Genomic DNA, 22,146 nt, shown 5'->3' on the forward strand with positions numbered 1-22,146 from the left:
TGTCATAAATATGCAACAATTAATACATTAAATACGCTTGCACGGTTGGTACCCCAAGGCTTCTTGCCCCGGGTATTCAATCAACAATTTGAGAGATTCAGTTTTTTGATGGACCACAGGCAGGCAATATGACAAGTCGTACCATTCTCATCGTTGATGACGAATCCGCCATTCGCGATATGCTACGTATCGCCCTTGAGATGGCAGAATACCGCTGTCTGGAAGCCAGCAACGCACAGGATGCACACGCCTTAGTTGTCGACGAAAAGCCAGACCTTATTCTGCTCGACTGGATGATGCCAGGCACCAGCGGTATTGAGCTCGCCCGTCGCCTTAAGCGCGACGAAGTGACAGCCAACACCCCCATCATCATGCTTACCGCCAAAGGCGAAGAAGACAACAAGATTCAAGGGCTGGAGGTAGGCGCAGATGATTACATCACCAAGCCCTTCTCTCCGCGCGAATTAGTTGCTCGGTTAAAAGCCGTTTTGCGCCGGGCCGATCCACAGTCCACCGGCAAACCCATTAAAGTTCAGGGTTTGTGTCTGGACCCGTCCAGTCATCGTGTCACCATCAATGAGCGCGAGGTAGACATGGGCCCCACCGAATTCCGCCTGCTGCAATTTTTCCTAACCCATCAGGAGCGAGCCTACACGCGCAGCCAATTGTTGGATCACGTCTGGGGTGGTAATGTCTACGTTGAAGAGCGCACGGTCGATGTACACATCCGTCGCTTACGTAAAGCACTCACTGTCGATCAGCATGAAAACTTAGTGCAAACAGTGCGCGGTACAGGTTATCGTTTCTCGACCAAAGCAGGTTAGCAGGCCACTGAAAATCTCCCGCATGCTCGGCGCGGACGCAAGTGTGCGGCAAATATGGCTCGGCTCGATCGGCTGGGATTTCCTTTCCCGGAGAAAAAGCGCAGCATATGTAGTTGCAGAGCTGGCCCATGCGAGTCGTTGCGGCGCCTCTGTGAATGGCCACATTCCTCAAAACGGGGCCTGGATTGCAAACTGACGTGAAGGCCTGGGTACGCTACAGGTTTTTCATCAATCTGCTAATCTAAACGAAGCCACGTATGTTCCGCATCGTTAGTGTGGTCCGACAGATAAGGTTGTAATTTGTTTCAAGGATTCAACACCGAAGTAAAACGCCTGATTGTGGCCACGGCCATTGCCGGTATTATCGGCCTGCTGGTCGATCAATTGGCTTGGGCGCTACTTTTAACTGCCGCTTGGTACATAGGCTGGAATTTATGGCAGATGCTGCGCCTTAGCATCTGGCTTCAGGGCAAGCGGAAAGCACAACCGCCAGAATCCACCGGTCTTTGGGGCGAAGTTTTTGACGCAATTTACCATCTACAGCGTCGGCAAAAGCGCGAAAAGAAAAACCTGCAGGCGGTTATCAACCGCGTCCAGGAAACCACATCCGCACTAAAAGACGGAGTCATTCTATTGGACTGGCGAGGCTATCTGGATTGGTGGAACCCGGCCGCCCAGCGACTGCTCGGGTTCTACAACTCCGACCAAGGCCAGTCCGTGCTCAATTTTATCCGCCACCCACGCTTTGTCGAATACTTCGAGCAAGACGACTACGCCGAGCCATTGGATATTCCCTCTTCGCGCTTTCCGGACAAACGACTACAGTTTCAAATTACGCGTTTTGGCAAAAATGAACGGCTTATTGTAGTTCGGGATATCACTCAAATATTCCACCTCGAACAAATGCGCAAAGACTTTGTGGCCAATGTATCGCACGAGTTGCGCACCCCGCTGACAGTTATCAGCGGCTACCTGGAAACCATGGCCGATAACAACAGCACACCCGCCTGGGATAAGCCGCTGGTGCAAATGCAGCAACAATCTAAGCGTATGTCGCTGCTTATTAACGATCTAATCACACTCTCCAAACTCGAAACCGCCGACACCGGATTTAACCAAAAACGTATGCCTCTCGAGCCTTTACTGCAAAGTATTAGAGCCGAAGCTATGGTATTAGCAACCGATAAGGAACAAACCATTACGCTGGACGCCAGCGCCGATATCACTGTCGTAGGCAACGAGAAAGAATTGCATAGTGCATTTTCAAACCTTGTTATAAACGCGGTGAAATACACACCTGAGCAGGGCAAAATCGCCATGCGGTTGTGGCGCAGCGGGCCCAGCGTGTACTTCTCGGTAACGGATAACGGGGCGGGGTTTGAGACGAAACACATTCCACACCTCACCGAGCGCTTCTATCGGGTAGATGCCAGTCGCAACAGTAAAACCGGCGGCACCGGCCTCGGGCTCGCCATCGTTAAGCATGTGTTACTGCGCCACGACGCCGAGCTGCAAATCCACAGTGAAGTGGGCAAGGGCAGCGTCTTTACCTGTGTCCTGCCCGCTAACGATGGCAGAACGGGCCTGCGCCCTAACGACAAGTAACCCGCTTCGCGCTACACTAGGCCTATGAACCCCCAGCTAACCGGGCGATATTAGGCCGATATAAGTGCGTATACCTGTGATCCGAACTCTGCTCATAAGTCTTGTGCTGTGTATAACCGCGGCCAAATCTGCGGCCACCCACCTGGGGGTACAAGATCGCTTTCTCTATTCACCCTGCGGTGAGCGCATTGTCCTGATGGGCCCCAACCGCATGGTTTACTGGATGGATCGCACAGGGCTGTCCAGCTTCGCTGAAATTGCGAAAACAGGTGCCAATAGTGTCCGCATCGTTTGGACGACCGAGGGCTCTGCCGCGGAATTGGATACCGTTCTTAAGAATGCTCGCCGCCACCAATTGCTGCCTATTATTGAACTGCACGATGCCGCCGGTGACTGGTCCAAGCTTAGCGACCTAATAGAGTACTGGCGCCGCCCCGATATTGTCGCAACCATAGCTAAGCACCAGGCTTACACGATTGTTAATATTGGCAATGAGGTTGGAGATGATGTACTTCTACCCGAGTATATTGAAGGCTACAGCAAGGCGATTGAACGTTTACGCCAGGCCGGCTACAAGACGCCGCTGATGATTGACGCTCCAGGCTGGGGCAAAGACATTGATACACTTCAGGCTGCGGGCCCTGCGCTAATTGAGGCCGACCCTCAACACAACATTCTGCTGTCTGTGCATATGTGGTGGCCCAAAATGTGGGGCTATGACGCCGCCAGGGTCAGAAGCGAAATCATCGAGTCAGTAGAGGCGAAACTGCCCTTGATCATCGGTGAGTTTGGAGATCGTTGGGATGACACCGAAGGTGGCCAAATTCCCTACCGAACCATCATAAAAACAGCGCTCGAGTTTGATGTTGGGTTTTTACCCTGGTCCTGGGGCCCGGGCAACAAGCCACAACAACATTTGGATATGAGTGATGACGGCTCGTTCGAGGGACTCACAGGATGGGGGCGAGAAGTAATGCTCGACGAAGCCTACTCCATTGCCAAAAATGCCGTAAAGCCCAACTGGCGTTGTATGACCTCTCCAGCGCCTGAACTTACACCCCAGAATTAGCGTGCAAGTGAAGCCAATATGAGCCTACCGGAAAACGAACTCGACAGTAAACAACACAGCAATGTGCTGCGCCGTACCTACCGCAAAGTAAAACAAAAATACGCAGGCAAGATTCGCGACAAGGCAATTGAAAGGGCAAAAACAAGAATTTATTTACATGGCCGCAAACCCGAAGATTATGATCCGGATATACTAGAGGCCATTGTGCGTGAAGAAGAAGACAAACTCATCAGCGAATACAAGTCCCGTGGCATTGTCGCTCTGGTCGCCGCGCTTGGCCTTAGCCTATTCCCTTAGAGCGAGCTAGCTATGTTTCGATTTCTCGCCAAGTCTGCCCTCGCAACCCTGATTTGGAAACGCTACCACCGTCCCATAGTGGCCACCTTCGCATTGTTAATTGGTTATTTTTTAGTTGCAATGATTCACGGCGACTATGTTGACTACGTCAAAGGCGCGGCCGATACGACGTACCTGTGGCTTTCTTACTTATTTAAGTGGGGGCTATTGATCGCGCTCACAGTCGCTTACTACCTTTACCTCAATCGTCAGCTGCGCCAATCAGAAACGCTTGGTCAGGGTACGCCCAATCCCGCCAAGAATACGGGAACCAAATCCACAGCGACGCCTCAAAGTGCTCAAGACCCTTTTGCCGCTATTCGCAGCAAACGAAAACTCAAAAGCCATGCCGACGTTGCACTCGATCAGTCCAAAACAGGTAATACCGAGAACAAACGCGGCTCGCAATAAAGATAAGAAATTACTCTATGACAATCTGGAAACTTCTCACTTTAAGTGTATGCCTGACCGCTATGCACTTAAATGTCAGCGCCAACGACAGCCTCAACAATTCCGATGACGCAGCCGAAAAACTGTTTGACGATATTTTTGAGCAATGGGTAAGCCTTAGCCCTATGATGCAGACACGGTTGGGGCGCACTAGCGACAAAGGACTGTGGGATGACATCTCGCCCGCAGCAGACCGTAGAGCGCATAAGCTGTACCAAGCGCAACTTCAGCAAGTCGAATCTCTCGAGATGGACACCCTATCAGCGGCAAATAAACTCAACCGCCAGCTTCTGATCAATCAATTAAGTGATAGTATTGCTGGTTATCGCTGGCGTGAGCACTCCTATCCAGTGAACCAAATGTTTGGCTGGCACTCGAGCATACCCGCTTTCTTAATTAATGCTCACAACGTCAATACTGAAGCCGATATTCAGGCCTATATTAGTCGCTTGCAAGGTGTCTCAGAACTGATTGCACAAGTCATTGAGAATTTAGAAGTGCGCGCCCAGAAGGGTATTCTAGCCCCGCAATTTGTATATTCACAGGTTCTGCAAGACTGTCGCAACTTAATTTCAGGGGTGCCATTTTCAACCTCAGGCGTCGATCCTAGTCTAGCCAGTATCGATAGCCCACTGTGGTCCGATTTTACCAGCAAACTTAACAAGCTCGAGCTTACTGACAGCAAACAGCAAAAATATTTAGACGAGGCTAGAATAGCTTTACGGAAATCGCTGCAACCGGCCTATCGAAACTTAATAAACACCCTGCAAAAGCTTGAGCAGCAAGCTGACAATCGAGCAGGTGTTTGGAAGTTTCCCGCCGGGGATGATTTCTACCGAGACCAGTTGCGCTCGATCACTACGACTGAGCTCAGCGCCGAAGACATCCATAACATTGGATTACAGGCCGTTGCGCGAATTCACGAAGAAATGCGTGCGCTACAAAAAAGCATTGGCTTTGAGGGTAACCTACAAGAATTTTTTACCCATTTAAAAACGTCGCCGGAGCAATATTATCCCGATACGCAGCAAGGCAGGGCAGCGTATCTAAGCGATACCAGGTCGATTATCGATCAGATCGAACACTTGCTGCCACAAATATTTGGCCGCCTACCAAAAGCTGAGCTGACAGTAAAAGCCGTGGAACCGTTTCGAGAGAAATCTGCCGGCAAAGCTTTTTATCAGGCTCCGGCCGAAGACGGCTCCAGACCCGGCATCTACTATTTGAATTTACATGACCTTGCAGCTATGCCCAAATATCAAATGCGGGCTCTGGCCTACCACGAGGCTTTGCCGGGCCACCATATGCAAATCGCCATTGCCCAGGAGCTGGAAAATATGCCGGCTTTTCGACGCCACAGTCACTACACAGCTTATATTGAAGGCTGGGGCCTCTACGCCGAGCAAGCCGCTAAAGAACTCGGACTATACCAAGACCCTTACGCCGACTTTGGCCGCTTAAGCTTCGAGTTGTGGCGCGCCATTCGGTTGGTAGTGGACACTGGCATTCACCACTATCGCTGGACTCGTAAACAGTCCATAGAGTATTTTGTTGCCAACTCGCCGATGCCCCGCGCCGATGCTACACGTGAAGTAGAGCGCTATATTGTACTCCCTGGGCAGGCGACATCCTATATGATTGGCATGCTCAAAATACAAGCACTGATGCAGCAATCTAAAAACGCTTTGAAAACGGACTTTAGTCTGCGCGAGTTTCACGATCAAATTCTCGACAGTGGTGCGTTACCATTGAACATACTTGAGCAAAAAATCGATAGCTGGGTCAACTCGAAAAGCCTTACGCCGTAATGTTACAATCACAAATATTACGCACCAACGCAGAGATTACTTTTATGTACACATTACGATTAACGCTTGTATCCATGTTGGCCTTAACGAGCGTATCAGCCAGTGCAGGACTGCGCGAGCTTGGAACAGATTACAGAATGTTGCGTTCCAACTACACCATGCTGGAAACCATTCAAGACCGCTGTCCAGATTTCAAAATACCAGAAATGGTGGATAAGCAAACCGTCAACAAAGAACTGGAGGCTAAGCTCGGTTATGACATGTTTGCCAGAATCTATGGAGAGGTCGCAAAATCCGACTTGAAGCTAAAAGCGAAAAAAACGGTAAATACGCTTTTTGAGCAAATCGAAGGCTGCGAAGACCCCAAACTTCTCGCGGTCGTGAATCGCATCGCCGAAGTGCAAGGCGAAACCTACGCTAGGTTTACAGCCGAACCCGCAGCTGCGGTTGCACCAAATGCCGTACCCGTCCCAATGCGTCGCAGTGAGTAAGTTATAGATAAGCGGAGTACAAAAACGCAACGCTTATATTTACTTTTATAGGAAAACCCAGCTTACAGCAAAACCTGCCGTAACATTGTGTTCGGTTTCAATAAGGGGGCTATCTAGGAATCCTGCCCCCTGAATATTGGAGTATCGAACATAGAATGCGTACCAGTAATCACTAAAGCGCCGGCTTAACGCCAGCTGCCCATTAAAGCCGTTGTAACCACTTCCCGCTTCATACTCGGGTCGCTCACTGTTCGCATAGGCCGGTTTTACCGAATAGTAGTAATCATGATACCGACCGCTTGCAAATACAGGCCCCGCCCGCATACTCCATTTCCAGCCATCGCCATGAGCCAAACGGTAAACCAATGACGGTGCGCTAGTAAATCCAATATATTCTGGTGCCCCATCGCCCACCGTAAAAACAGCACGAATAGGCACTGTCAGTGCTAGTCCTTCAGAGAAGTGTTGGCCTGTTAAATTGATATTAAGCGCCGGCCCCACCTCTAACGTTGAAAGTAATTCCGGCATTCCCTGTCGCAGTTCATTCTTATCCGTATCAGGCGTCACAGAAAGCGCCATACTGGCGTTTAGCTCTAGCCTATCGGTTCGCCAAAAATCTCCGCGTACTCCATCGCGATCAGTTCGAATGACTGGCCCTCGATACACAACATAGGGGATGGGCGCAATATACTGTCGATAAGACTTTGAGCCTTTGTAATCAGGTGCGGAAAGCCCGCCCAAGCCGATACCCGCCTCCCAGCGTTTTTCTCCTGGAACTTGCGCCAACGCGGCTGACCCCACAAGACCAACCAAGCACACCGTTAAAAGACGTAGAAAAATCAATGTAAGGTGTCCTGTCCAAACATACCTCGCACATCCGACGCATCGAATCGGTAGACCTGGTTACAAAACTGGCAGTCAATTGCAATAGTGCCTTGTTCTATCAATAATTGCTCAACATCGTCACGACCTAAAGATTTTAGTGCGGCAACGCTGCGTTTGCGCGAGCAACTGCATTCAAATCGTATTGCGGATGGACTAAACACGCGAACTTTAAACTCGTGAAAAAGCCGGTACAAAAGTTCATTGTGCTCCACGTCAAGAAGCTCTTCACGTTTTACCGTGTCCGCCAGAGTTGTTGCTGTGTGCCACTGCTCTTCATTGACTTCTTCGTTTTCAACGATTTGCGTAGGCAGAGCTTGCAACAGTATTCCGCCGGTTTTTTTGGCGTCAGCCTGCAACCATATGCGAGTTTTTAACTGCTCAGACTGATAGAAATAGTGCTCCAGACACTCAGCCAACGTATTTGCATCTAGCGGCACAACCCCTTGGTAGCGCTCCCCCTTGGCAGGCTCTACAGTAATGGTAAGAATTCCCTGACCAATCAACTCTGGCAAGTCGGCCGCATCCTCCGGAAACGCGACGGTTTCAGAGAGCCGGACAATACCGCGCAACGCATTATGATGTGTACATTCGGCCATAATGAGCGACACCGGGCCAACCCCCTTTGCTTGCAAGGTAATAATGCCATCGAACTTTAGGGTACTCGACAGTAGCGATGCAGCCGTTAAAAACTCGCCTAACAAGCGCTGCACCATCTCGGGGTAAATATTATGTTCGAGAACATTTTGATAGCTTTGCTCAAGCGAAACAATCTCTCCTCGCATATCGCACTCGTCAAACAAAAACCGATGCAATAAATCACTGTTGGTCATAGCGCCTCAAATTTTTAACAGTTTTCAACAATTAGCTGCTCGAGTTTTTTCTGACGCTCTTTTCGTTCACGTTCAGAAATATCGAATTCGTTTCCTTCTTCATCTACAAAATAGACCGGGCCTTTAATTTTTCGCAAATGCTCCCGCATTTGCGAGCACTGAGCGTCAGTACGCCGCTGTTGTTCGGCCTTCTTCTTATTCGCGGCCTGTCTCTGCCGAGAATCATCTCGATCAGGAAAAACATTTCTAAGCTTTTGCGTTTCATGTCTGCTTTCATCTACGTTGACCGGCTTAAGATCTTGGTCAATTTGATCTGCTGCGACTACGTCATTTGGTTTTCGGTCGCTAAAATGAACTTTCCCATTTTCGTCCGTCCAGCGATATAACTCCGCCACACCCATGGCCGGATATACGATCAACAGCCAAATAATAATTTTCCATGCAAATCTCATTGTGGCTCCCTATACAACATACGCTTGGTGTTTTTCAACAGCCTGTTAGTCTTCACCCATGTTTTGACGAAAACGATGAATCTGTCGACGCTGCTTTTTGTTTGGCTTATGCTCGCTCACAATGAAGGCTCCCAAGCCCGCCTTGCGCTCTGCGGCTCGCTCCTCCCGAAGAGCAATGCTTTGCTCCTGTTCACAATACAGCTTCTGAGCCTCTGGCGCTCCACGACGCTGATCGCTTAACGCCAATACATCGACTGTTTTGTCATCCCAGCCCTGGCGCACAGTAACCACCGAACCCACTTCAAGTTCGCGGCTTGGCTTTACCCTCTGACCATTTATTTGAACTTTACCGCCCTCGACCGCCTGCTTCGCGATATTCCGGGTTTTGAAAAACCGTGCGGCCCACAGCCACTTATCAATACGAACCTTATCCATAGGATTACTATGCCACGGGGGGCATTATTTCACTGAAATGTTCTATCGCGGGGTACTCATCAACCCGCCGCGAGATTTGACTGTCCGGTTGGTGAATTGCCAACAAATGGCCGATACCGAAGTCGCGGGCAGAATCCAGCACTCGCAGAGTGTCGTCAATAAACAAAGTTCGGGCAGGCTCAAATGCCTCTCGCTCCGCCAGGGCATGCCAAAACTGCTGCGCCTCTTTGGGGTGGTCAAACTCATGGGAAGATATAATTAAGTCTAACCACTGATCCAGGCTGGTCACTTCAAACTTAAGTGACATACTTTGCGGGTGAGCATTGGTCACTAAAATGGCCTGCTTACCCGCCTGACGCAGGCGAGTAAGAAACTCTTCGACGTGGGGTCGGACTTGAATCTTGTGTTGAATCTCTTGCTTTAGTGCACGAATATCTAAGTCGAGTGTTTTCGACCAGAATTCAAGGCAATACCATTGCAAGCGACCTTGCTCGGCGGCGATTTGAGCTTCCAACCGGCTGCGAACAGAATCAAACGGCTGACCATGAATTTCAGCGTAACGCTCAGGCAGGTGCTGACGCCAAAAATAGTTGTCGAAGTGCAGGTCAAGTAATGTGCCATCCATGTCTAACATGACGGTATCAATGGCCGACCAATCAATCATGATTTACCTCAAAGAGCTATAACTGCTTTATTTTATCACTTTCTACCAGCCCGGAGACAATCTCAATATTGATGCCGTCCGACAGACCGGTTTCAACCTGGCGGCGCTCGAACTGCTGCGGAGCCGTTTCTACATCAACAAAGTGGGCCCCTTCTTCGAATATTAGATTGCCCTCGTTAATTGCCAGCACTTGCTCGCGCTTGTCAAGCACAATGTCTGCGTTGGCACTGTAATTGGCCCTGAGAAACACCTGATCCTGTAATTTAACCGCAGCCCGAATCTGAAATTTGATCGTGCCTTGATCTTGCTGCCCTTTTGGTGAAATGTACTCGAGCTCTGCCTGAAAGGGTTCACTGTCAAGAGCGCCTATATCCAGTAAAAGCTCCATTCCCTCGCGAATTTTGCCGACCTCCGCCTCATCCACCATACCTTCAAATATCATATCGTTCATGTCCGCTAACGTCGCAACTGTCGTGCCGGAGCCAAAGGTACTCGACTCAACGATAAAGGCACCTTCTTTGTTCGGTATTTGCAGGATCATGCCATCGCTGGTGGCCTTGATAATGTTCGACACCAAGTCTGACTGCAAGGTTGAACCCTCGCGTATCAGCAACAGGTTATTCTCGGCCGATTTTACACGCTCTTTTTTGAGTTCGAAGTCAAGCAAAAATTTATTGTACTCCGACTCCGAAACGAGCCGCTGAGCCTTCAAATTTTTCTGCCGCTCGAGCTCTCTTTCGGCATTGCTGAGACTAATCTTTGCACTTTCGAGTTGAGACTCGGCATTATTGAGCGCAATCATATTCGGGGCTAGTGATATTTTCGCGATAATATCGCCTTTAGCCACGGTATCACCGGCATCAACAAACAACTGGTCCACCACACCTGACACCTGCGAAGTAACATTCACCTCTTTGCGCGGAATAACCTTGCCCGTGGCGACGGTTTTCTGAATTATATCTGTAATAAAAGGCGAACTCGTTTCATAGACCACAGGCTTTTCTTTCGACTTATTAAAAAGAAAAACCGCAGTTCCTACAAACACAAGCACAAGGATAAGTATTCCTAAAATGGTAAAAAACTTTTTCATGGTTAAATTCCGTTATTCATCCTGTAACGCCACTATGGGATTTACCTTTGCAGCCTTCGTGGCAGGAAGTAGCGCTGCCAAAACACCTGATACTACTAACACCACGACAGCCACGACTGCCGTTGAAAAATCCACACCGGGGCGCTGAAACATGTCATTACCGCCTGAAGCCTCTACCGCCGCCGAGACAAGCTCTAAAATCATAACCCCGGCGACCAATCCTAAGTACCCAGCGACCGCCGTGATCAGAACAGCTTCCTGTACAATCATAATCACGATAGAGGCTGGTGTTGCCCCAAGCGCTTTGCGAAGACCAATTTCCCGCGTTCGCTCTTTGACCACGATTAGCATAATGTTACCAACACCAATGGCACCGGCCATAATCGTACCAATTGCAACCAACCAGCTGAAAAAGGTAATCCCCAGAAATAGGCCATTAATTTTGTCGAATTCTTGCTGCAGATTGAAACTGCCCAAAACCCCCACATCATCGGGATGAATTTTGTTTTTTTCATACAAGAATTCCTTAACTTCCCGCTCCACAACGGCAGCGTCTACACCCTCTTTGGGTATAAGCATAAAACTACCGAGCCAGCCCACCTGGTTGAATGCATAGCGAAGCGTGGCATTTGGTATGAATATTTTTTCTTCTTCCTGAGTTGAATTGCCCTGGGAAAGCGATCTGAAAGTTCCAATCACCTGAAAGCTTATGCCATTAATAGTAATGTCAGCGCCGATCACCTGATCATCATCGGTAAACAGCTGCTCTTTAACGCGACTGCCAATGACCGCCACCTTACGTCTCTCATCCATGTCTATCAGATTCAGGTAGCGACCACTGGTCACCTCCAGCGAATGCATTAACGCCATTCCCTCGTGCGAGCCCTGCACAAAAAAAGTTCCATTTTTGTCTTCATGCACTGTGTAAGGTGGCGATCCATTCCAAATTCCCACACTGTTTAACCCCTGTACAAAACCGACCGAATCAACATTGTTGGCTATGTCGTTAACATCCTCCGGTCGCAATGTCACACGCCGGCCGATTGCCATACCCTTGTAGGGAATCTGTGTCTCACTACCCGACCAAACCCATACGCCATTCGGCACCTTGGGAAACCCATCCATTACCCCATTCTCCAGGCCCTTAGCTGCGCCCAGTAAAACCGACAACATGAAGATGCCCCAAAAGACACCAAATGCGGTCAACGAAGTGCGCAATTTATGTTGGCCCAGCGTTGTGAGTATTTCTCGCCATTTTTCGGTATCGATTAACGTCATCCGTCGGACCTCATGGCTTCCACCGGCGCAATTTTCGCTGCCCTGATCGCCGGTATTAACCCCGCCAAAGTGCCGACCACCACGAGTAGCACTAGCGCTGTCACGGCCACCTGAAAATCCACTTCAGGGCGCTGAAAAAAATCCATCTTGGCGCCACTAACTTCTAGCCCGTACGCCATCAACTCGACAATACCCACGCCAACCACCAACCCCATGTAGCCAGCAAAGCCTGTCACTAGAATTGACTCCATTAATAAGGTACTGACAATGGAAAAAGGGGTAGCCCCCAGCGCCTTGCGAATCCCAATCTCCCGGGTTCTCTCCTTAACCGTAATTATCATAATGTTACTGATGCCGACGATACCGGCTGTTAAGGTGCCCAGACCCACAAACCAGATCAGTGCATTGATTGCCACAAACATGCCCTTAACCATTTTGGCAGGCTCTGCGAAATTGAAAGATTGAATGGCGCGACGATCGTCAGGAGACACATTGTGACGTTTTTTCAACAATTCAATGATGTTTTCTTCCAGAACCTTGCCATCCACGTTTGCATCTGGCCGGGCCCAAATAACATGGACCTGATTGCCACGACCGAAGGTTTTAGTGAAGGTGCTGTAGGGCACAAACAGTCGCTCGGAGTCCCGCCCGTTGTTATTACGATCGTGAAATACACCCACCACAGTCAGGTTGATGTTATTCACTCTGATCATCGCACCGATGGGGTTTCCATCATGACCAAAAAGGCGATCGCGAACAGCGCTACCAATAACAGCCACTTTTCGCGTTTGCTCTTGATCTAGAATCTGAATGGTACGACCCGCCCTTATGGGCACCTGATCCCGAATCTTGAAGTAGGTATCGTCGATGCCGTACACATCAAAAAAACCGGTTTTGCTGCCATAGACAACCGTTCCCTGGCCCATTGAATTGGCACCGGTGACAAAGCGCACCCCGTCTATGTGATGCCGAATCGCTTCGATATCATCGTCGGTGTAAGAAACACGCCGCCCCAGCCCCTGACCGTTGTGCGCAACCGATGTGGTACCGCTCCAAATTATAATGGTGTCGAGCGCGTTATCGGCAAAGCTGTCAATAACACCGTTCTGCATGCCCCGGCCAGCACCCAGAAGAAATATCAGCATAAAGATACCCCAAAACACGCCGAACGCGGTCAGCGCCGTGCGCAGCTTGTTTTGCTTTAGGGTATATAGAATTTCCTGCAGGCCGTCGATCAAACCACCACCTCGGGTGTCATAGCGGCATCGGCCGTATCGATCAAACCGTCGCGCAAATGAATCTGCCTTTGCGTTTGATTGGCAATATCCTGTTCGTGCGTCACTATCACGATGGTATTGCCCAGGCCATGGAAGTGCTTAAGCACCTCCATAACCTCTGCGGTTGTCTGGCTATCCAGCGCGCCGGTTGGCTCGTCGGCAAGTATTACTTTAGGCTGCGTAACCAATGCTCGCGCAATGGCAACGCGCTGCTTCTGCCCACCGGAGAGTTGATTCGGCATATGCCCGGCACGATCGCTAAGCCCGACCATTTCAAGGTATTGCGCAGCACGTCGGTTGCGCTCTTTTCGACCCATTTTCTGGTAGTAAAGTGGCAGAGCGACGTTCTCTAACGCATTTTTGAAGGGCAATAGATTAAATGACTGAAATACGAACCCAATTAATGCATTGCGCAAGTGCGCAGCATGACGCTCTTTCAGATGTTTTATCTCTTGTCCGGCCAAATGATAGTGACCCGCGTCGTGCGAATCCAGAACACCGAGGATATTGAGTAGCGTCGACTTACCGGAGCCCGAAGAGCCCATAATGGAAACCAGCTCTCCTTCTTTGATATGTAAATCAATCCCTTTAAGCACGTGGATCGACTGCTCTCCAGTCTGGTAATATTTATGTATATTATTGAGCTTTATCATAGTGATATCCGTAAAAACACCGGCGGGCCCTTTTTGCCTGCAACAACCTGTAGTAGGTTTGACGTGAATTTTCAGCATTTAGATGCAGTTTTCCAGTGCATGTATAGTACGCGTTTTCTAAGCCTCTTTACATGTATTATCCCAGTAGCCGTGGCCAATCAGTGAGTGGGTACTTGCCGATACACTGACTGGCTGCCGGCGTAAGATGGAGACGTCTCGGCGCAAATAAGCTGCCACCTAACAAACAATACACAACTTGCGCTCGGCAGTGATTGTTGCAGGACACCATGCACTGCCAGCCGGCACACCAAATAGGATGCACATGCCGAATACCCCTATCATTCTGGAACGTAATACTGTCGCCCGCAGTCGTTTGTTTCGCGCAGAAGAGTTACAACTAGAGTTCTCCAATGGCGAGCAACGCACTTATGAAAAGCTCTGCAGCGGTGGGCCAGGCGCTGTTTTGATGGTGCCCATGCTCGATGACTCGACAGTACTTATGGTACGCGAATACGCCGGCGGGCTCGAAAATTACCACCTGTCACTTCCCAAGGGTGCCATGGATGCCGGTGAGACTCCCGCACAGGCCGCAAACCGCGAGCTAAAAGAGGAGATAGGCTACGGCGCCAAGAGTATCCATTTTCTTAAACAGGTGCACCTTTCGCCCTCATACATGGAGCACAAAATCAATATACTGATAATGCGGGACCTTTACCCAGAGACACTGCAAGGCGACGAGCCCGAGCCCATTGAAGTCGTACCCAGCCCGTTTGATGATCTGTTCAGCCTAGTCATGCAAGATGATGTCATTGAAGGTCGCTCCATCGCAGCCCTTTATATGACCAGAGATTGGCTGGCGCAAAAAACATCATAACGGGATTATCGCTCGAACAGCCTTCAATCAAGCAAATCATTCTAATAGGCTCGCTGGCGATTGAGCGCCATCGTGTTAAGCTCTTGGTAAGTCACGGAATGAACCAAGGGAGAGTAGAATGGCCCATGCCCAGAGCCATTTTGGCATATCAATTAATATCAACCACACAGGCCTACTTAGGCGCCAGCTGATTTCTGAGATTACCGGTCTGGAAAGGCAGGTTCACGAACTCAAACTGCAGGGACAAGGTGTAGATTTTTCGCTAATGGCGTCCTATCAAGAGCTGATCAAAAGCCGCAAAGATTTGATGAAAAAGCTACCCAATTCGTGGTGTTGGTAGCTCTGCGCTGAGGCTTTCAGCTAAACCCACTGATTCATTGGCAACACCTGTACCGTATCCCCGCGCCTAATAAGCTGGCCTGCCGGGATATACACTAGGCAGTCTGCCCACACTACCGACGACAGCGCTCCCGAGCTTTGCTGGGGAAACAGTGCGACTCCATCTGCCGTTATTTGACCGCGCGCATACTCATCCCTGCGCCCGGCGGTGACCCTGGTAAAATTTGCAGGCAACTCGAGCCTGTGCAAATGCGACACTGATTCACCCATCAACGCCTGCACAAATGGCCTGAGTAACAACTGAAAAGTGACATAGGCAGACACTGGGTTTCCGGGCAGCCCGATAAAAGGCGTTTGTCCCACCCGCCCAAAAGCGATCGGCTTACCTGGCTTCATTGCCACCCGCCAAAAATCCAACTGCCCCAAAGACTCTACCGCCGCCTTGACCCGATCCGCATCTCCTACCGAGACCCCACCGGTAGTCACAATGACATCGGCTTGGGCTGATGCCGTCTCCAGGGCCTGACAAGTAGCGTTATAATCATCGGAAACAGCTTGCTGGGTAACAAGCTCGCAACCCATCTGTGCAAAAAGGGCAGACAACATTGGTTGATTGGAGTTATAAATTTTACCGGGTGTCAGTGGCTGGCCCGGGGATACCAGTTCCGCTCCGGTAACCAACAGCCCGACTTTTAGTCTCCCCCTAACCGCAAGCTCCACGGTATTTACTGATGCTGCGAGCGCTAAGTCTTGCGGACGCAAACGCCGACCTTTTGTTAAAACCTGCTGTCCTTGCGCAACATCCTGACCTGCGGGACGGATATTGTCACCGGCTGAAAAAGGCGTATTAATAATGACGCCTGTATCACCAGGCGATACATTTTCCTGAATCACAACGGTATCAGCGCCTGGGGGAATTTCCGCACCGGTAAAAATTCTCGCCAGCGTCCCCTCCTGCAGTGGAGCCGGAGAGCTCCCTGCCAAAACAGTTTGGCTAACCTCATACCCGACACCCGGTCGACAGCTTTTGGCACACAAAGCATAGCCATCCATGGCGCTATTGGCGGCCGGGGGCACACTCACTGAGGCGTATAATGGCGTCGCCAATATACGGCCGAGCGCCTGATCTGAACCGACGTGCTCTACCGAGTCCAACGCATACTCTTGCGCGCAACCTAGCAAGCGCGCTCGCGCTTGCTCTAGAGTTAGCCCCAGGCTCATCGCAATTGACCGACAAAATTACAGGGGCCGTGACGCGCATCGAGCTGCTCTTCGATGATTTGCCAAGCCGTATTACAGGCACCGGTTGAGCCGGGCAGACAAAACATTAAGGTTTTATTGGCAAGACCTGCCGTAGCCCGCGACTGTATCGTTGAACTGCCTATTTCCTGATACGATAGTTGGCGAAATAGCTCGCCAAAACCGACGACGGTTTTGTCAAACAGCGGCGTCACGGCCTCAACCGTTGAGTCGCGCCCGGCAAATCCGGTACCGCCTGTAATCAACACAACCTGGATATCTGCACGAGCGATCCAACGCGATACTTCAGCGCGAATTTGATAAATATCGTCTTGCACCAAAGCTCTCTCAGCCACGTTATGACCAGCCGTTCGCGCCAGCCCTTCCAACGCTGCTCCAGACGTGTCTGTTGCACGTGTGCGCGTGTCCGAAACCGTAAGAACGGCGCAGTTCAGCGCAATAAACTCTTTGTTGCTACTCATAAAATATTTGCTCGTAAGATCACTCGCTTACGGGTTGCTTCAAAAGACCGGGAGTCTGCGCAAAGTGGCCGTCACCCACCCGTCATATTCATAAAGCGCACCACTTGTACATCCGAAGACTCGACATCAAAACTGTGCGCTTCGGGCTTAATTTGCATCGCATCGACAATGGCCGCGGCCAGGTCTTGCTCGCCACCCACCCGACTTCGCAATACATGTCGTAAATCTTTGCTGTGTTCCTGGCCCAAGCAAAGCAAAAGGCGACCTGTCGCGGTCAAGCGCACCCGATTGCAACTGCCACAAAAGTTATGACTGTGTGGTGAAATAAACCCCACTTTCGACGCTGAGCCCGGTAACGCCCAGTAGCGGGCCGGGCCGCCGCTCTGCTCAGCACTTGGCGTCAGGGTAAACTGACTCGCCAATTGCTCACGCAGCTCGTCACTGGAAATGTATTCGGCCACACGCCCATGACTGGTCACCTCACCCATAGGCATTTCTTCGATAAAACTAATATCCAGATTCCGGGACATTGCAAACTCTACCAACTGGCCGGCCTCATCCGCATTGTAGTGCTTTAGAGCCACACAATTGAGCTTGGTTTTCTCGAAACCGGCGGAAATCGCCGCATCGATACCCTCCAGCACACTGGCCAGACGGCCGTGGCGTGTCATGGTACGGAATTTATCTTCCGAGAGAGTATCGAGACTAATATTCAGTCGTGTTAAGCCTGCGGCTTTAAGCGGCTCGGCAAACTCAGCCAACCGGGTTCCGTTGGTGGTCATGCAGAGTTCTTTTAACCCCTGAATCGCACTGAGCTTTGCCACTAAAGATACAACGCCCTGACGCACCAACGGCTCACCGCCGGTCAGCCTGATTTTCTGAACACCAAGGCTAACAAAGACTTGCGCCAACTGTTCTAGCTCTTCTAAGGTCAGCACCTCACTGCGCGGCAAAAAAGTCATATCTTCTGCCATGCAATAGACACACCTCAGATCACAGCGGTCCGTAATGGACATCCGTAAATAGCGAATCTCGCGACCAAAGCGATCTATCAGTGCGGGCTTGGTGTGGCTAAGCATAATAGGATAACGTCAAATAAAATTAAGCATGGCTTCAAGATTGCCGCAATCTTGCGGCAAAAGCTCGACTAGATTCGCGGCAATTGAGAATAATACGTCAGTCTACACTGACTCACGCGCGGTTTAGCACATATTTTCCGGCTACCTGCACAACTCTAACAGCAAAATACAAACCAGTATTACCACATCCACCTATATTGGGGTGAAGGGCTTTGTTGCCACCATTAGTAGTTAATCTATCGCAACGCGCCCATAAGTTCACGCACCAAAATGTGCACCACTATGACACCCCCGAAGTTAGGCGCCTCACAAAAGCACCATAATTGACCACTGCATTTTCACCATAAAAACACCCCGATGGGGCATATGGTGGTGCAAAGCGCACCACTGTAAAGCCTTTGTTATTTTTGGCAAGCGCTGCACAGTATTCGATCCAACCTTATAAGTAATTGTTTTATTTATAAAATAGTAGTTTTTTGGGCAATATTTTTAGCTCTGGCACTGACCTTGCTCTATCCAACGCAAATCATTAACAGCCAGCGGCCGTTTTAGTACGACCAAGCGAGAATGCACCATGCACAACAACTGCACACAACAGCCCAATACAATCGTATCGCTCAACGGCCGACCTTCGCGTCAGCCCGGCAAAGTATTACTGGTCGGTGCAGGCCCGGGTGATGCTGAGTTACTCACTATTAAAGCGCTGAAAGCAATCGAAAATGCCGACGTCATCTTTTTTGACCAACTGGTCAGTGAAGAGATCCGCGCGTTATTCCCCAAAAATACACCCGCGATATACGTAGGCAAAGTTAAAAATCATCACAGTGTTGCTCAGGCTGACCTCAATCAAATGCTGGTTGAACATGCCAAACGCGGCCTGAATGTATGCCGCATCAAAGGCGGTGACCCTTTTGTATTTGGTCGTGGCGGCGAAGAGTTATTAACGTTGCGCCAAGCAGGCTGTGATGCGCAAGTCATTCCCGGCATAACGGCCGCCTCTGGCTGTACTACCGCAGCGGATATTCCACTCACCCACCGGGGCGTTTCACAAGGCTGCACTCTTATCACCGGCCATGGCGAGAAAGATTTGAACCTCAACTGGAGCGCGTTGGCACAGCTCAATCACACCCTGGTTTTTTACATGGGGATCAGTAAGTCAGAGTTCATTCAAAATCAACTGTTGAACGCTGGCATGAAGGGCAGCACACCGGCGGCTTTTATTGAAAACGGCTGTAGGAAAAACCAACGCATCGTAACGACAACTGTTGCCGAGCTATTCAATACGGCACAACAACATGCAGTGCAGTCACCCGCACTCATTGTCGTAGGTGAGGTAGTGTCAATGGCAAGCCAACTGCAACAAGTTGTCAATCAACATCCAACAGGCCAGCTAGAAAGCCTGAGCGCATAACCGAATTAGTAGAGGAAGAAACATGACTACAGAACGCATCATCGTCGTCGGCAACGGCATGGTTGGTCACAAGTTTATCGATACTGTGATCAACAGTGACAACCCCGAAAATTATGAAATCGTGACCTTTTCTGAAGAACCTCGTTTAGCCTACGACCGGGTTAAACTGTCGAGCTACTTTTCCGGCTCCAGTGTCGATGACTTAATGCTTACCTCAGAAGAGCATTATCAAAGCTCAGGCGTTGTCTATACGCTCAATGACAAAGTGCTGGAAATCGACGGTGACGCAAAAACCGTGACCACAGCCTCAGGCAAAGTTGAAGGCTATGACAAGCTCGTTCTTGCCACGGGCTCCTTTCCTTTTGTTCCTCCGATCCCTGGTAAAGATCAACCGCACTGTCTGGTTTATCGCACCATTGAAGATCTGGAAGACATCACCGCGTCGGCGCAAGAGAGCAAAGTAGGCGTTGTCGTCGGCGGCGGTCTATTGGGCCTCGAAGCGGCTAATGCACTCAAAAATTTGGGTCTGGAAACACATGTGGTTGAGTTTGCACCGCGCCTTATGGCCGTACAGCTGGACGAGGGCGGCGGCAATTTGCTGCGTAGAAAAGTTGAATCTCTCGATGTGAATGTACACACCGAGAAGAACACCAAGAATATCGGCGCCGGTAAAAAACGTCGCTACGTTATGGAATTCACTGATGGCAGTGAACTGGAAACCGACATGATTGTGTTTTCAGCTGGCATTCGTCCACAAGACGAGCTGGCACGCAATAATGGAATCGACATTGGCGAGCGCGGCGGTATTGTCGTCGACAATTACTGCCGCACCTCAGTCGAAGACATTTACGCCATCGGTGAATGCGCATTATGGGATGGTAAGATCTTTGGTCTGGTAGCCCCTGGCTACCAGATGGCTAAAGTTGCTTACGCTCATATCAATGGCGACAGCGACCAGTTTACCGGTGCCGATATGAGTACCAAGCTGAAGTTGCTGGGAGTAGACGTGGCCAGTATCGGCGATGCCCACGCACGCACTCCAGGCGCGCAGACTTACACCTACGAAGACGGTGTAAACGAGGTCTATAAGCGCATCATTGTAAGCGAAGACGGCAAGAAACTTCTGGGCGCCGTTCTCGTTGGTGACGCCGAAAGCTACGGCACACTGCAACAGATGTGCGTAAACGATATGGCTTTGCCTGAGTCACCAGAGCAGTTGATTCTACCTGCTTCTGACGGCAGTGCCGGCGCCTCGATGGGCGTTGACGCATTGCCAGACGCGGCGCAGCTGTGTAGTTGTTTAGATGTCACTAAAGGCGACATTGTCGATGCTGTACAGAGCGGCTGTTGCTCCATGGGAGACATCAAAGACAAAACCGGCGCTTCGACAGGTTGCGGTGGCTGCGCGGCGTTAGTTAAAAGTGTCATGGACAAAGAGCTGGAAAATTTGGGAGTTGAAGTAAACAACCATATTTGTGAGCACTTTGAATACTCGCGCGCGGAACTTGCCGATATTGTGCGGGTTAAGAAAATTGAATCTTTCGATGCGCTGCTCGATAGCCACGGCAAGGGCTTAGGCTGTGATATTTGTAAACCCGCCGTGGGCTCAATACTCGCCTCGTTCTGGAATGATTATGTTCTGGAAGATAAGCATATAGGCCTGCAGGACACCAATGATATTTACCTGGGCAACATGCAAAAAGATGGTACCTATTCCATTGTGCCGCGTGTGGCCGGCGGGGAAATCACCCCGGACAAGTTAATCGTGTTAGGACAGGTAGCGAAAGAGTTTAACCTTTACACCAAAGTCACCGGTGGCCAACGTATTGATTTATTTGGCGCTCAGTTACACGAACTGCCACTCATCTGGAAACAATTGGTTGATGCAGGCTTCGAGACAGGGCATGCGTATGGTAAATCTTTACGTACGGTCAAATCTTGTGTAGGCAGCACCTGGTGTCGCTACGGAGTGCAAGACAGTGTCGGCATGGCCATCGCGCTTGAGAATCGCTATAAAGGTGTGCGCTCGCCACATAAAATTAAGTTTGGTGTATCCGGCTGTACCCGAGAATGTGCCGAAGCACAATCAAAAGACTTCGGTGTTATCGCCACCGAAAACGGTTGGAACTTATATGTCTGCGGTAACGGTGGGATGCGCCCCCGTCACGCCGATTTATTTGCCACTGACCTCGATGACGAGACACTGGTGAAGTATATCGACCGAGCGATGATGTTCTATATCCGCACAGCGGACCGCTTACAACGAACCTCGGTATGGCTGGAAAACTTAGAAGGCGGCCTGGACTATCTGCGCGACGTCGTGATTAACGACAAACTCAATATCGCCCAAGAGCTGGAAGACGACATGACCAGCAATATCGGCAAATACCAGTGCGAGTGGAAAACCACTATCGAAAACCCTGAAAAACTCAAGCGCTTCCGTCACTTTGTTAACAGCGAAGAACAAGACACTAACTTAGCCTATGTTGTGGAGCGCGATCAGCGCCGCCCAGCCACCGAAGCTGAACGTGAAAATCATATACCTGCTGTTGAAGTTACCGCTTAAAGGAGAGTA

The 22,146-nt window shown here is 50.2% G+C and carries 23 protein-coding genes; 11 read left to right on the forward strand and 12 right to left on the reverse strand.

Annotated features, from left to right (window positions below):
- Positions 1–128: 128 nt before the first annotated feature.
- From phoB to QWI17_RS22535, 7 genes are all read left to right on the forward strand, one after another.
- Positions 129–824 carry a phosphate regulon transcriptional regulator PhoB gene (phoB, locus tag QWI17_RS22505; protein ID WP_302724786.1) on the forward strand — a complete coding sequence of 232 codons (696 nt, stop codon included), beginning with the start codon at positions 129–131 and terminating at the stop codon, positions 822–824.
- 300 nt (positions 825–1,124) lie between these two features.
- Positions 1,125–2,429 (forward strand): phosphate regulon sensor histidine kinase PhoR, encoded by a 1,305-nt coding sequence (phoR, locus tag QWI17_RS22510; protein ID WP_302724787.1) that lies wholly within the window; start codon positions 1,125–1,127, stop codon positions 2,427–2,429.
- Positions 2,430–2,493: 64 nt separating this feature from the next.
- A complete protein-coding gene (locus QWI17_RS22515) occupies positions 2,494–3,498 on the forward strand; it encodes a cellulase family glycosylhydrolase (RefSeq protein WP_302724788.1) in 1,005 nt (334 codons plus the stop codon).
- Positions 3,499–3,516: 18 nt separating this feature from the next.
- Positions 3,517–3,795 (forward strand): dihydrouridine synthase, encoded by a 279-nt coding sequence (locus QWI17_RS22520; RefSeq protein WP_302724789.1) that lies wholly within the window; start codon positions 3,517–3,519, stop codon positions 3,793–3,795.
- A 12-nt stretch (positions 3,796–3,807) separates the two neighbouring features.
- A complete protein-coding gene (locus QWI17_RS22525) occupies positions 3,808–4,245 on the forward strand; it encodes a hypothetical protein (protein WP_302724790.1) in 438 nt (145 codons plus the stop codon).
- A 17-nt stretch (positions 4,246–4,262) separates the two neighbouring features.
- Complete coding sequence (locus tag QWI17_RS22530; protein WP_302724791.1) at positions 4,263–6,092, forward strand: DUF885 domain-containing protein; 1,830 nt, start codon at positions 4,263–4,265, stop codon at positions 6,090–6,092.
- A 44-nt stretch (positions 6,093–6,136) separates the two neighbouring features.
- Positions 6,137–6,583, forward strand: a complete 447-nt coding sequence (locus tag QWI17_RS22535) for a hypothetical protein (protein WP_302724792.1) — start codon at positions 6,137–6,139, stop codon at positions 6,581–6,583.
- 45 nt (positions 6,584–6,628) lie between these two features.
- Here QWI17_RS22535 and QWI17_RS22540 read toward each other — a convergent pair whose 3' ends face one another.
- Genes QWI17_RS22540 through QWI17_RS22580 form a run of 9 tightly spaced genes read right to left on the reverse strand, consistent with a single transcriptional unit; the run spans position 6,629 to position 14,147 of the window.
- A complete protein-coding gene (locus tag QWI17_RS22540; protein WP_302724793.1) occupies positions 6,629–7,426 on the reverse strand; it encodes a MipA/OmpV family protein in 798 nt (265 codons plus the stop codon).
- Complete coding sequence (hslO, locus tag QWI17_RS22545; protein WP_302724794.1) at positions 7,423–8,298, reverse strand: Hsp33 family molecular chaperone HslO; 876 nt, start codon at positions 8,296–8,298, stop codon at positions 7,423–7,425. The genes QWI17_RS22540 and hslO overlap by 4 nt, the downstream gene beginning before the upstream one ends.
- Positions 8,299–8,312: 14 nt before the next feature.
- Positions 8,313–8,750: a DUF4124 domain-containing protein gene (locus QWI17_RS22550; RefSeq protein ID WP_302724795.1), complete on the reverse strand. Its 438-nt coding sequence runs from the start codon at positions 8,748–8,750 to the stop codon at positions 8,313–8,315.
- A 45-nt stretch (positions 8,751–8,795) separates the two neighbouring features.
- Complete coding sequence (locus tag QWI17_RS22555; RefSeq protein ID WP_302724796.1) at positions 8,796–9,185, reverse strand: RNA-binding S4 domain-containing protein; 390 nt, start codon at positions 9,183–9,185, stop codon at positions 8,796–8,798.
- A 7-nt stretch (positions 9,186–9,192) separates the two neighbouring features.
- On the reverse strand, positions 9,193–9,849 hold the full coding sequence (gene yrfG / locus QWI17_RS22560) for a GMP/IMP nucleotidase (RefSeq protein WP_302724797.1): 657 nt from the start codon (positions 9,847–9,849) through the stop codon (positions 9,193–9,195).
- 16 nt (positions 9,850–9,865) lie between these two features.
- Positions 9,866–10,939, reverse strand: a complete 1,074-nt coding sequence (locus tag QWI17_RS22565; protein ID WP_302724798.1) for an efflux RND transporter periplasmic adaptor subunit — start codon at positions 10,937–10,939, stop codon at positions 9,866–9,868.
- Between the two features lie 12 nt (positions 10,940–10,951).
- Positions 10,952–12,217: an ABC transporter permease gene (locus tag QWI17_RS22570; protein ID WP_302724799.1), complete on the reverse strand. Its 1,266-nt coding sequence runs from the start codon at positions 12,215–12,217 to the stop codon at positions 10,952–10,954.
- Positions 12,214–13,455, reverse strand: coding sequence for an ABC transporter permease (locus QWI17_RS22575; RefSeq protein ID WP_302724800.1), 1,242 nt, complete (start codon positions 13,453–13,455; stop codon positions 12,214–12,216). The genes QWI17_RS22570 and QWI17_RS22575 overlap by 4 nt, the downstream gene beginning before the upstream one ends.
- Positions 13,452–14,147 (reverse strand): ABC transporter ATP-binding protein, encoded by a 696-nt coding sequence (locus QWI17_RS22580; RefSeq protein ID WP_302724801.1) that lies wholly within the window; start codon positions 14,145–14,147, stop codon positions 13,452–13,454. Before QWI17_RS22580 ends, QWI17_RS22575 begins: the two co-directional genes overlap by 4 nt.
- Before the next feature lie 322 nt (positions 14,148–14,469).
- Between QWI17_RS22580 and nudE the strand changes: the two genes are divergently transcribed.
- Together nudE and QWI17_RS22590 are read left to right on the forward strand one after the other, a co-directional pair.
- Positions 14,470–15,021: an ADP compounds hydrolase NudE gene (gene nudE / locus QWI17_RS22585; protein ID WP_302724802.1), complete on the forward strand. Its 552-nt coding sequence runs from the start codon at positions 14,470–14,472 to the stop codon at positions 15,019–15,021.
- A gap of 118 nt (positions 15,022–15,139) precedes the next feature.
- The gene (locus QWI17_RS22590; RefSeq protein WP_302724803.1) at positions 15,140–15,361 is read left to right on the forward strand and encodes a hypothetical protein; all 222 of its coding nucleotides are present in this window, start codon (positions 15,140–15,142) and stop codon (positions 15,359–15,361) included.
- Between the two features lie 20 nt (positions 15,362–15,381).
- On the opposite strand, the gene QWI17_RS22595 is transcribed toward QWI17_RS22590, so the two are convergent.
- The 3 genes from QWI17_RS22595 to moaA all read right to left on the reverse strand — a co-directional run bounded on the left by QWI17_RS22595 (position 15,382) and on the right by moaA (position 18,160).
- Positions 15,382–16,581 carry a molybdopterin molybdotransferase MoeA gene (locus QWI17_RS22595; RefSeq protein ID WP_302724804.1) on the reverse strand — a complete coding sequence of 400 codons (1,200 nt, stop codon included), beginning with the start codon at positions 16,579–16,581 and terminating at the stop codon, positions 15,382–15,384.
- Positions 16,578–17,081, reverse strand: a complete 504-nt coding sequence (gene moaB / locus QWI17_RS22600; protein ID WP_302724805.1) for a molybdenum cofactor biosynthesis protein B — start codon at positions 17,079–17,081, stop codon at positions 16,578–16,580. Before moaB ends, QWI17_RS22595 begins: the two co-directional genes overlap by 4 nt.
- A 71-nt stretch (positions 17,082–17,152) precedes the next feature.
- Positions 17,153–18,160: a GTP 3',8-cyclase MoaA gene (moaA, locus tag QWI17_RS22605; RefSeq protein WP_302724806.1), complete on the reverse strand. Its 1,008-nt coding sequence runs from the start codon at positions 18,158–18,160 to the stop codon at positions 17,153–17,155.
- Between the two features lie 574 nt (positions 18,161–18,734).
- Here moaA and cobA point away from each other — a divergent pair.
- On the forward strand, positions 18,735–19,571 hold the full coding sequence (gene cobA, locus QWI17_RS22610) for a uroporphyrinogen-III C-methyltransferase (RefSeq protein ID WP_302724807.1): 837 nt from the start codon (positions 18,735–18,737) through the stop codon (positions 19,569–19,571).
- Between the two features lie 22 nt (positions 19,572–19,593).
- On the forward strand, positions 19,594–22,137 hold the full coding sequence (gene nirB / locus QWI17_RS22615; protein WP_302724808.1) for a nitrite reductase large subunit NirB: 2,544 nt from the start codon (positions 19,594–19,596) through the stop codon (positions 22,135–22,137).
- The last annotated feature ends 9 nt before the right edge of the window (positions 22,138–22,146 follow it).

Source organism: Gilvimarinus gilvus, assembly GCF_030518155.1.
In the GTDB taxonomy this organism is placed as follows: Bacteria; Pseudomonadota; Gammaproteobacteria; order Pseudomonadales; family Cellvibrionaceae; genus Gilvimarinus; species Gilvimarinus gilvus.

Excerpts from the sequence above, each read along its gene's own strand:
- QWI17_RS22550 (WP_302724795.1), bottom strand. The coding sequence starts at position 8,750 with ATGAGATTTGCATGGAAAATTATTATTTGGCTGTTGATCGTATATCCG.
- QWI17_RS22590 (WP_302724803.1), top strand. The coding sequence starts at position 15,140 with ATGGCCCATGCCCAGAGCCATTTTGGCATATCAATTAATATCAACCAC.
- cobA (WP_302724807.1), top strand. The coding sequence starts at position 18,735 with ATGCACAACAACTGCACACAACAGCCCAATACAATCGTATCGCTCAAC.
- phoB (WP_302724786.1), top strand. The coding sequence starts at position 129 with ATGACAAGTCGTACCATTCTCATCGTTGATGACGAATCCGCCATTCGC.
- QWI17_RS22570 (WP_302724799.1), bottom strand. The coding sequence starts at position 12,217 with ATGACGTTAATCGATACCGAAAAATGGCGAGAAATACTCACAACGCTG.
- QWI17_RS22530 (WP_302724791.1), top strand. The coding sequence starts at position 4,263 with ATGACAATCTGGAAACTTCTCACTTTAAGTGTATGCCTGACCGCTATG.
- QWI17_RS22525 (WP_302724790.1), top strand. The coding sequence starts at position 3,808 with ATGTTTCGATTTCTCGCCAAGTCTGCCCTCGCAACCCTGATTTGGAAA.
- QWI17_RS22520 (WP_302724789.1), top strand. The coding sequence starts at position 3,517 with ATGAGCCTACCGGAAAACGAACTCGACAGTAAACAACACAGCAATGTG.
- hslO (WP_302724794.1), bottom strand. The coding sequence starts at position 8,298 with ATGACCAACAGTGATTTATTGCATCGGTTTTTGTTTGACGAGTGCGAT.
- QWI17_RS22535 (WP_302724792.1), top strand. The coding sequence starts at position 6,137 with ATGTACACATTACGATTAACGCTTGTATCCATGTTGGCCTTAACGAGC.
- nudE (WP_302724802.1), top strand. The coding sequence starts at position 14,470 with ATGCCGAATACCCCTATCATTCTGGAACGTAATACTGTCGCCCGCAGT.
- nirB (WP_302724808.1), top strand. The coding sequence starts at position 19,594 with ATGACTACAGAACGCATCATCGTCGTCGGCAACGGCATGGTTGGTCAC.
- QWI17_RS22565 (WP_302724798.1), bottom strand. The coding sequence starts at position 10,939 with ATGAAAAAGTTTTTTACCATTTTAGGAATACTTATCCTTGTGCTTGTG.
- QWI17_RS22595 (WP_302724804.1), bottom strand. The coding sequence starts at position 16,581 with ATGAGCCTGGGGCTAACTCTAGAGCAAGCGCGAGCGCGCTTGCTAGGT.
- yrfG (WP_302724797.1), bottom strand. The coding sequence starts at position 9,849 with ATGATTGATTGGTCGGCCATTGATACCGTCATGTTAGACATGGATGGC.
- moaB (WP_302724805.1), bottom strand. The coding sequence starts at position 17,081 with ATGAGTAGCAACAAAGAGTTTATTGCGCTGAACTGCGCCGTTCTTACG.
- QWI17_RS22555 (WP_302724796.1), bottom strand. The coding sequence starts at position 9,185 with ATGGATAAGGTTCGTATTGATAAGTGGCTGTGGGCCGCACGGTTTTTC.
- QWI17_RS22580 (WP_302724801.1), bottom strand. The coding sequence starts at position 14,147 with ATGATAAAGCTCAATAATATACATAAATATTACCAGACTGGAGAGCAG.
- moaA (WP_302724806.1), bottom strand. The coding sequence starts at position 18,160 with ATGCTTAGCCACACCAAGCCCGCACTGATAGATCGCTTTGGTCGCGAG.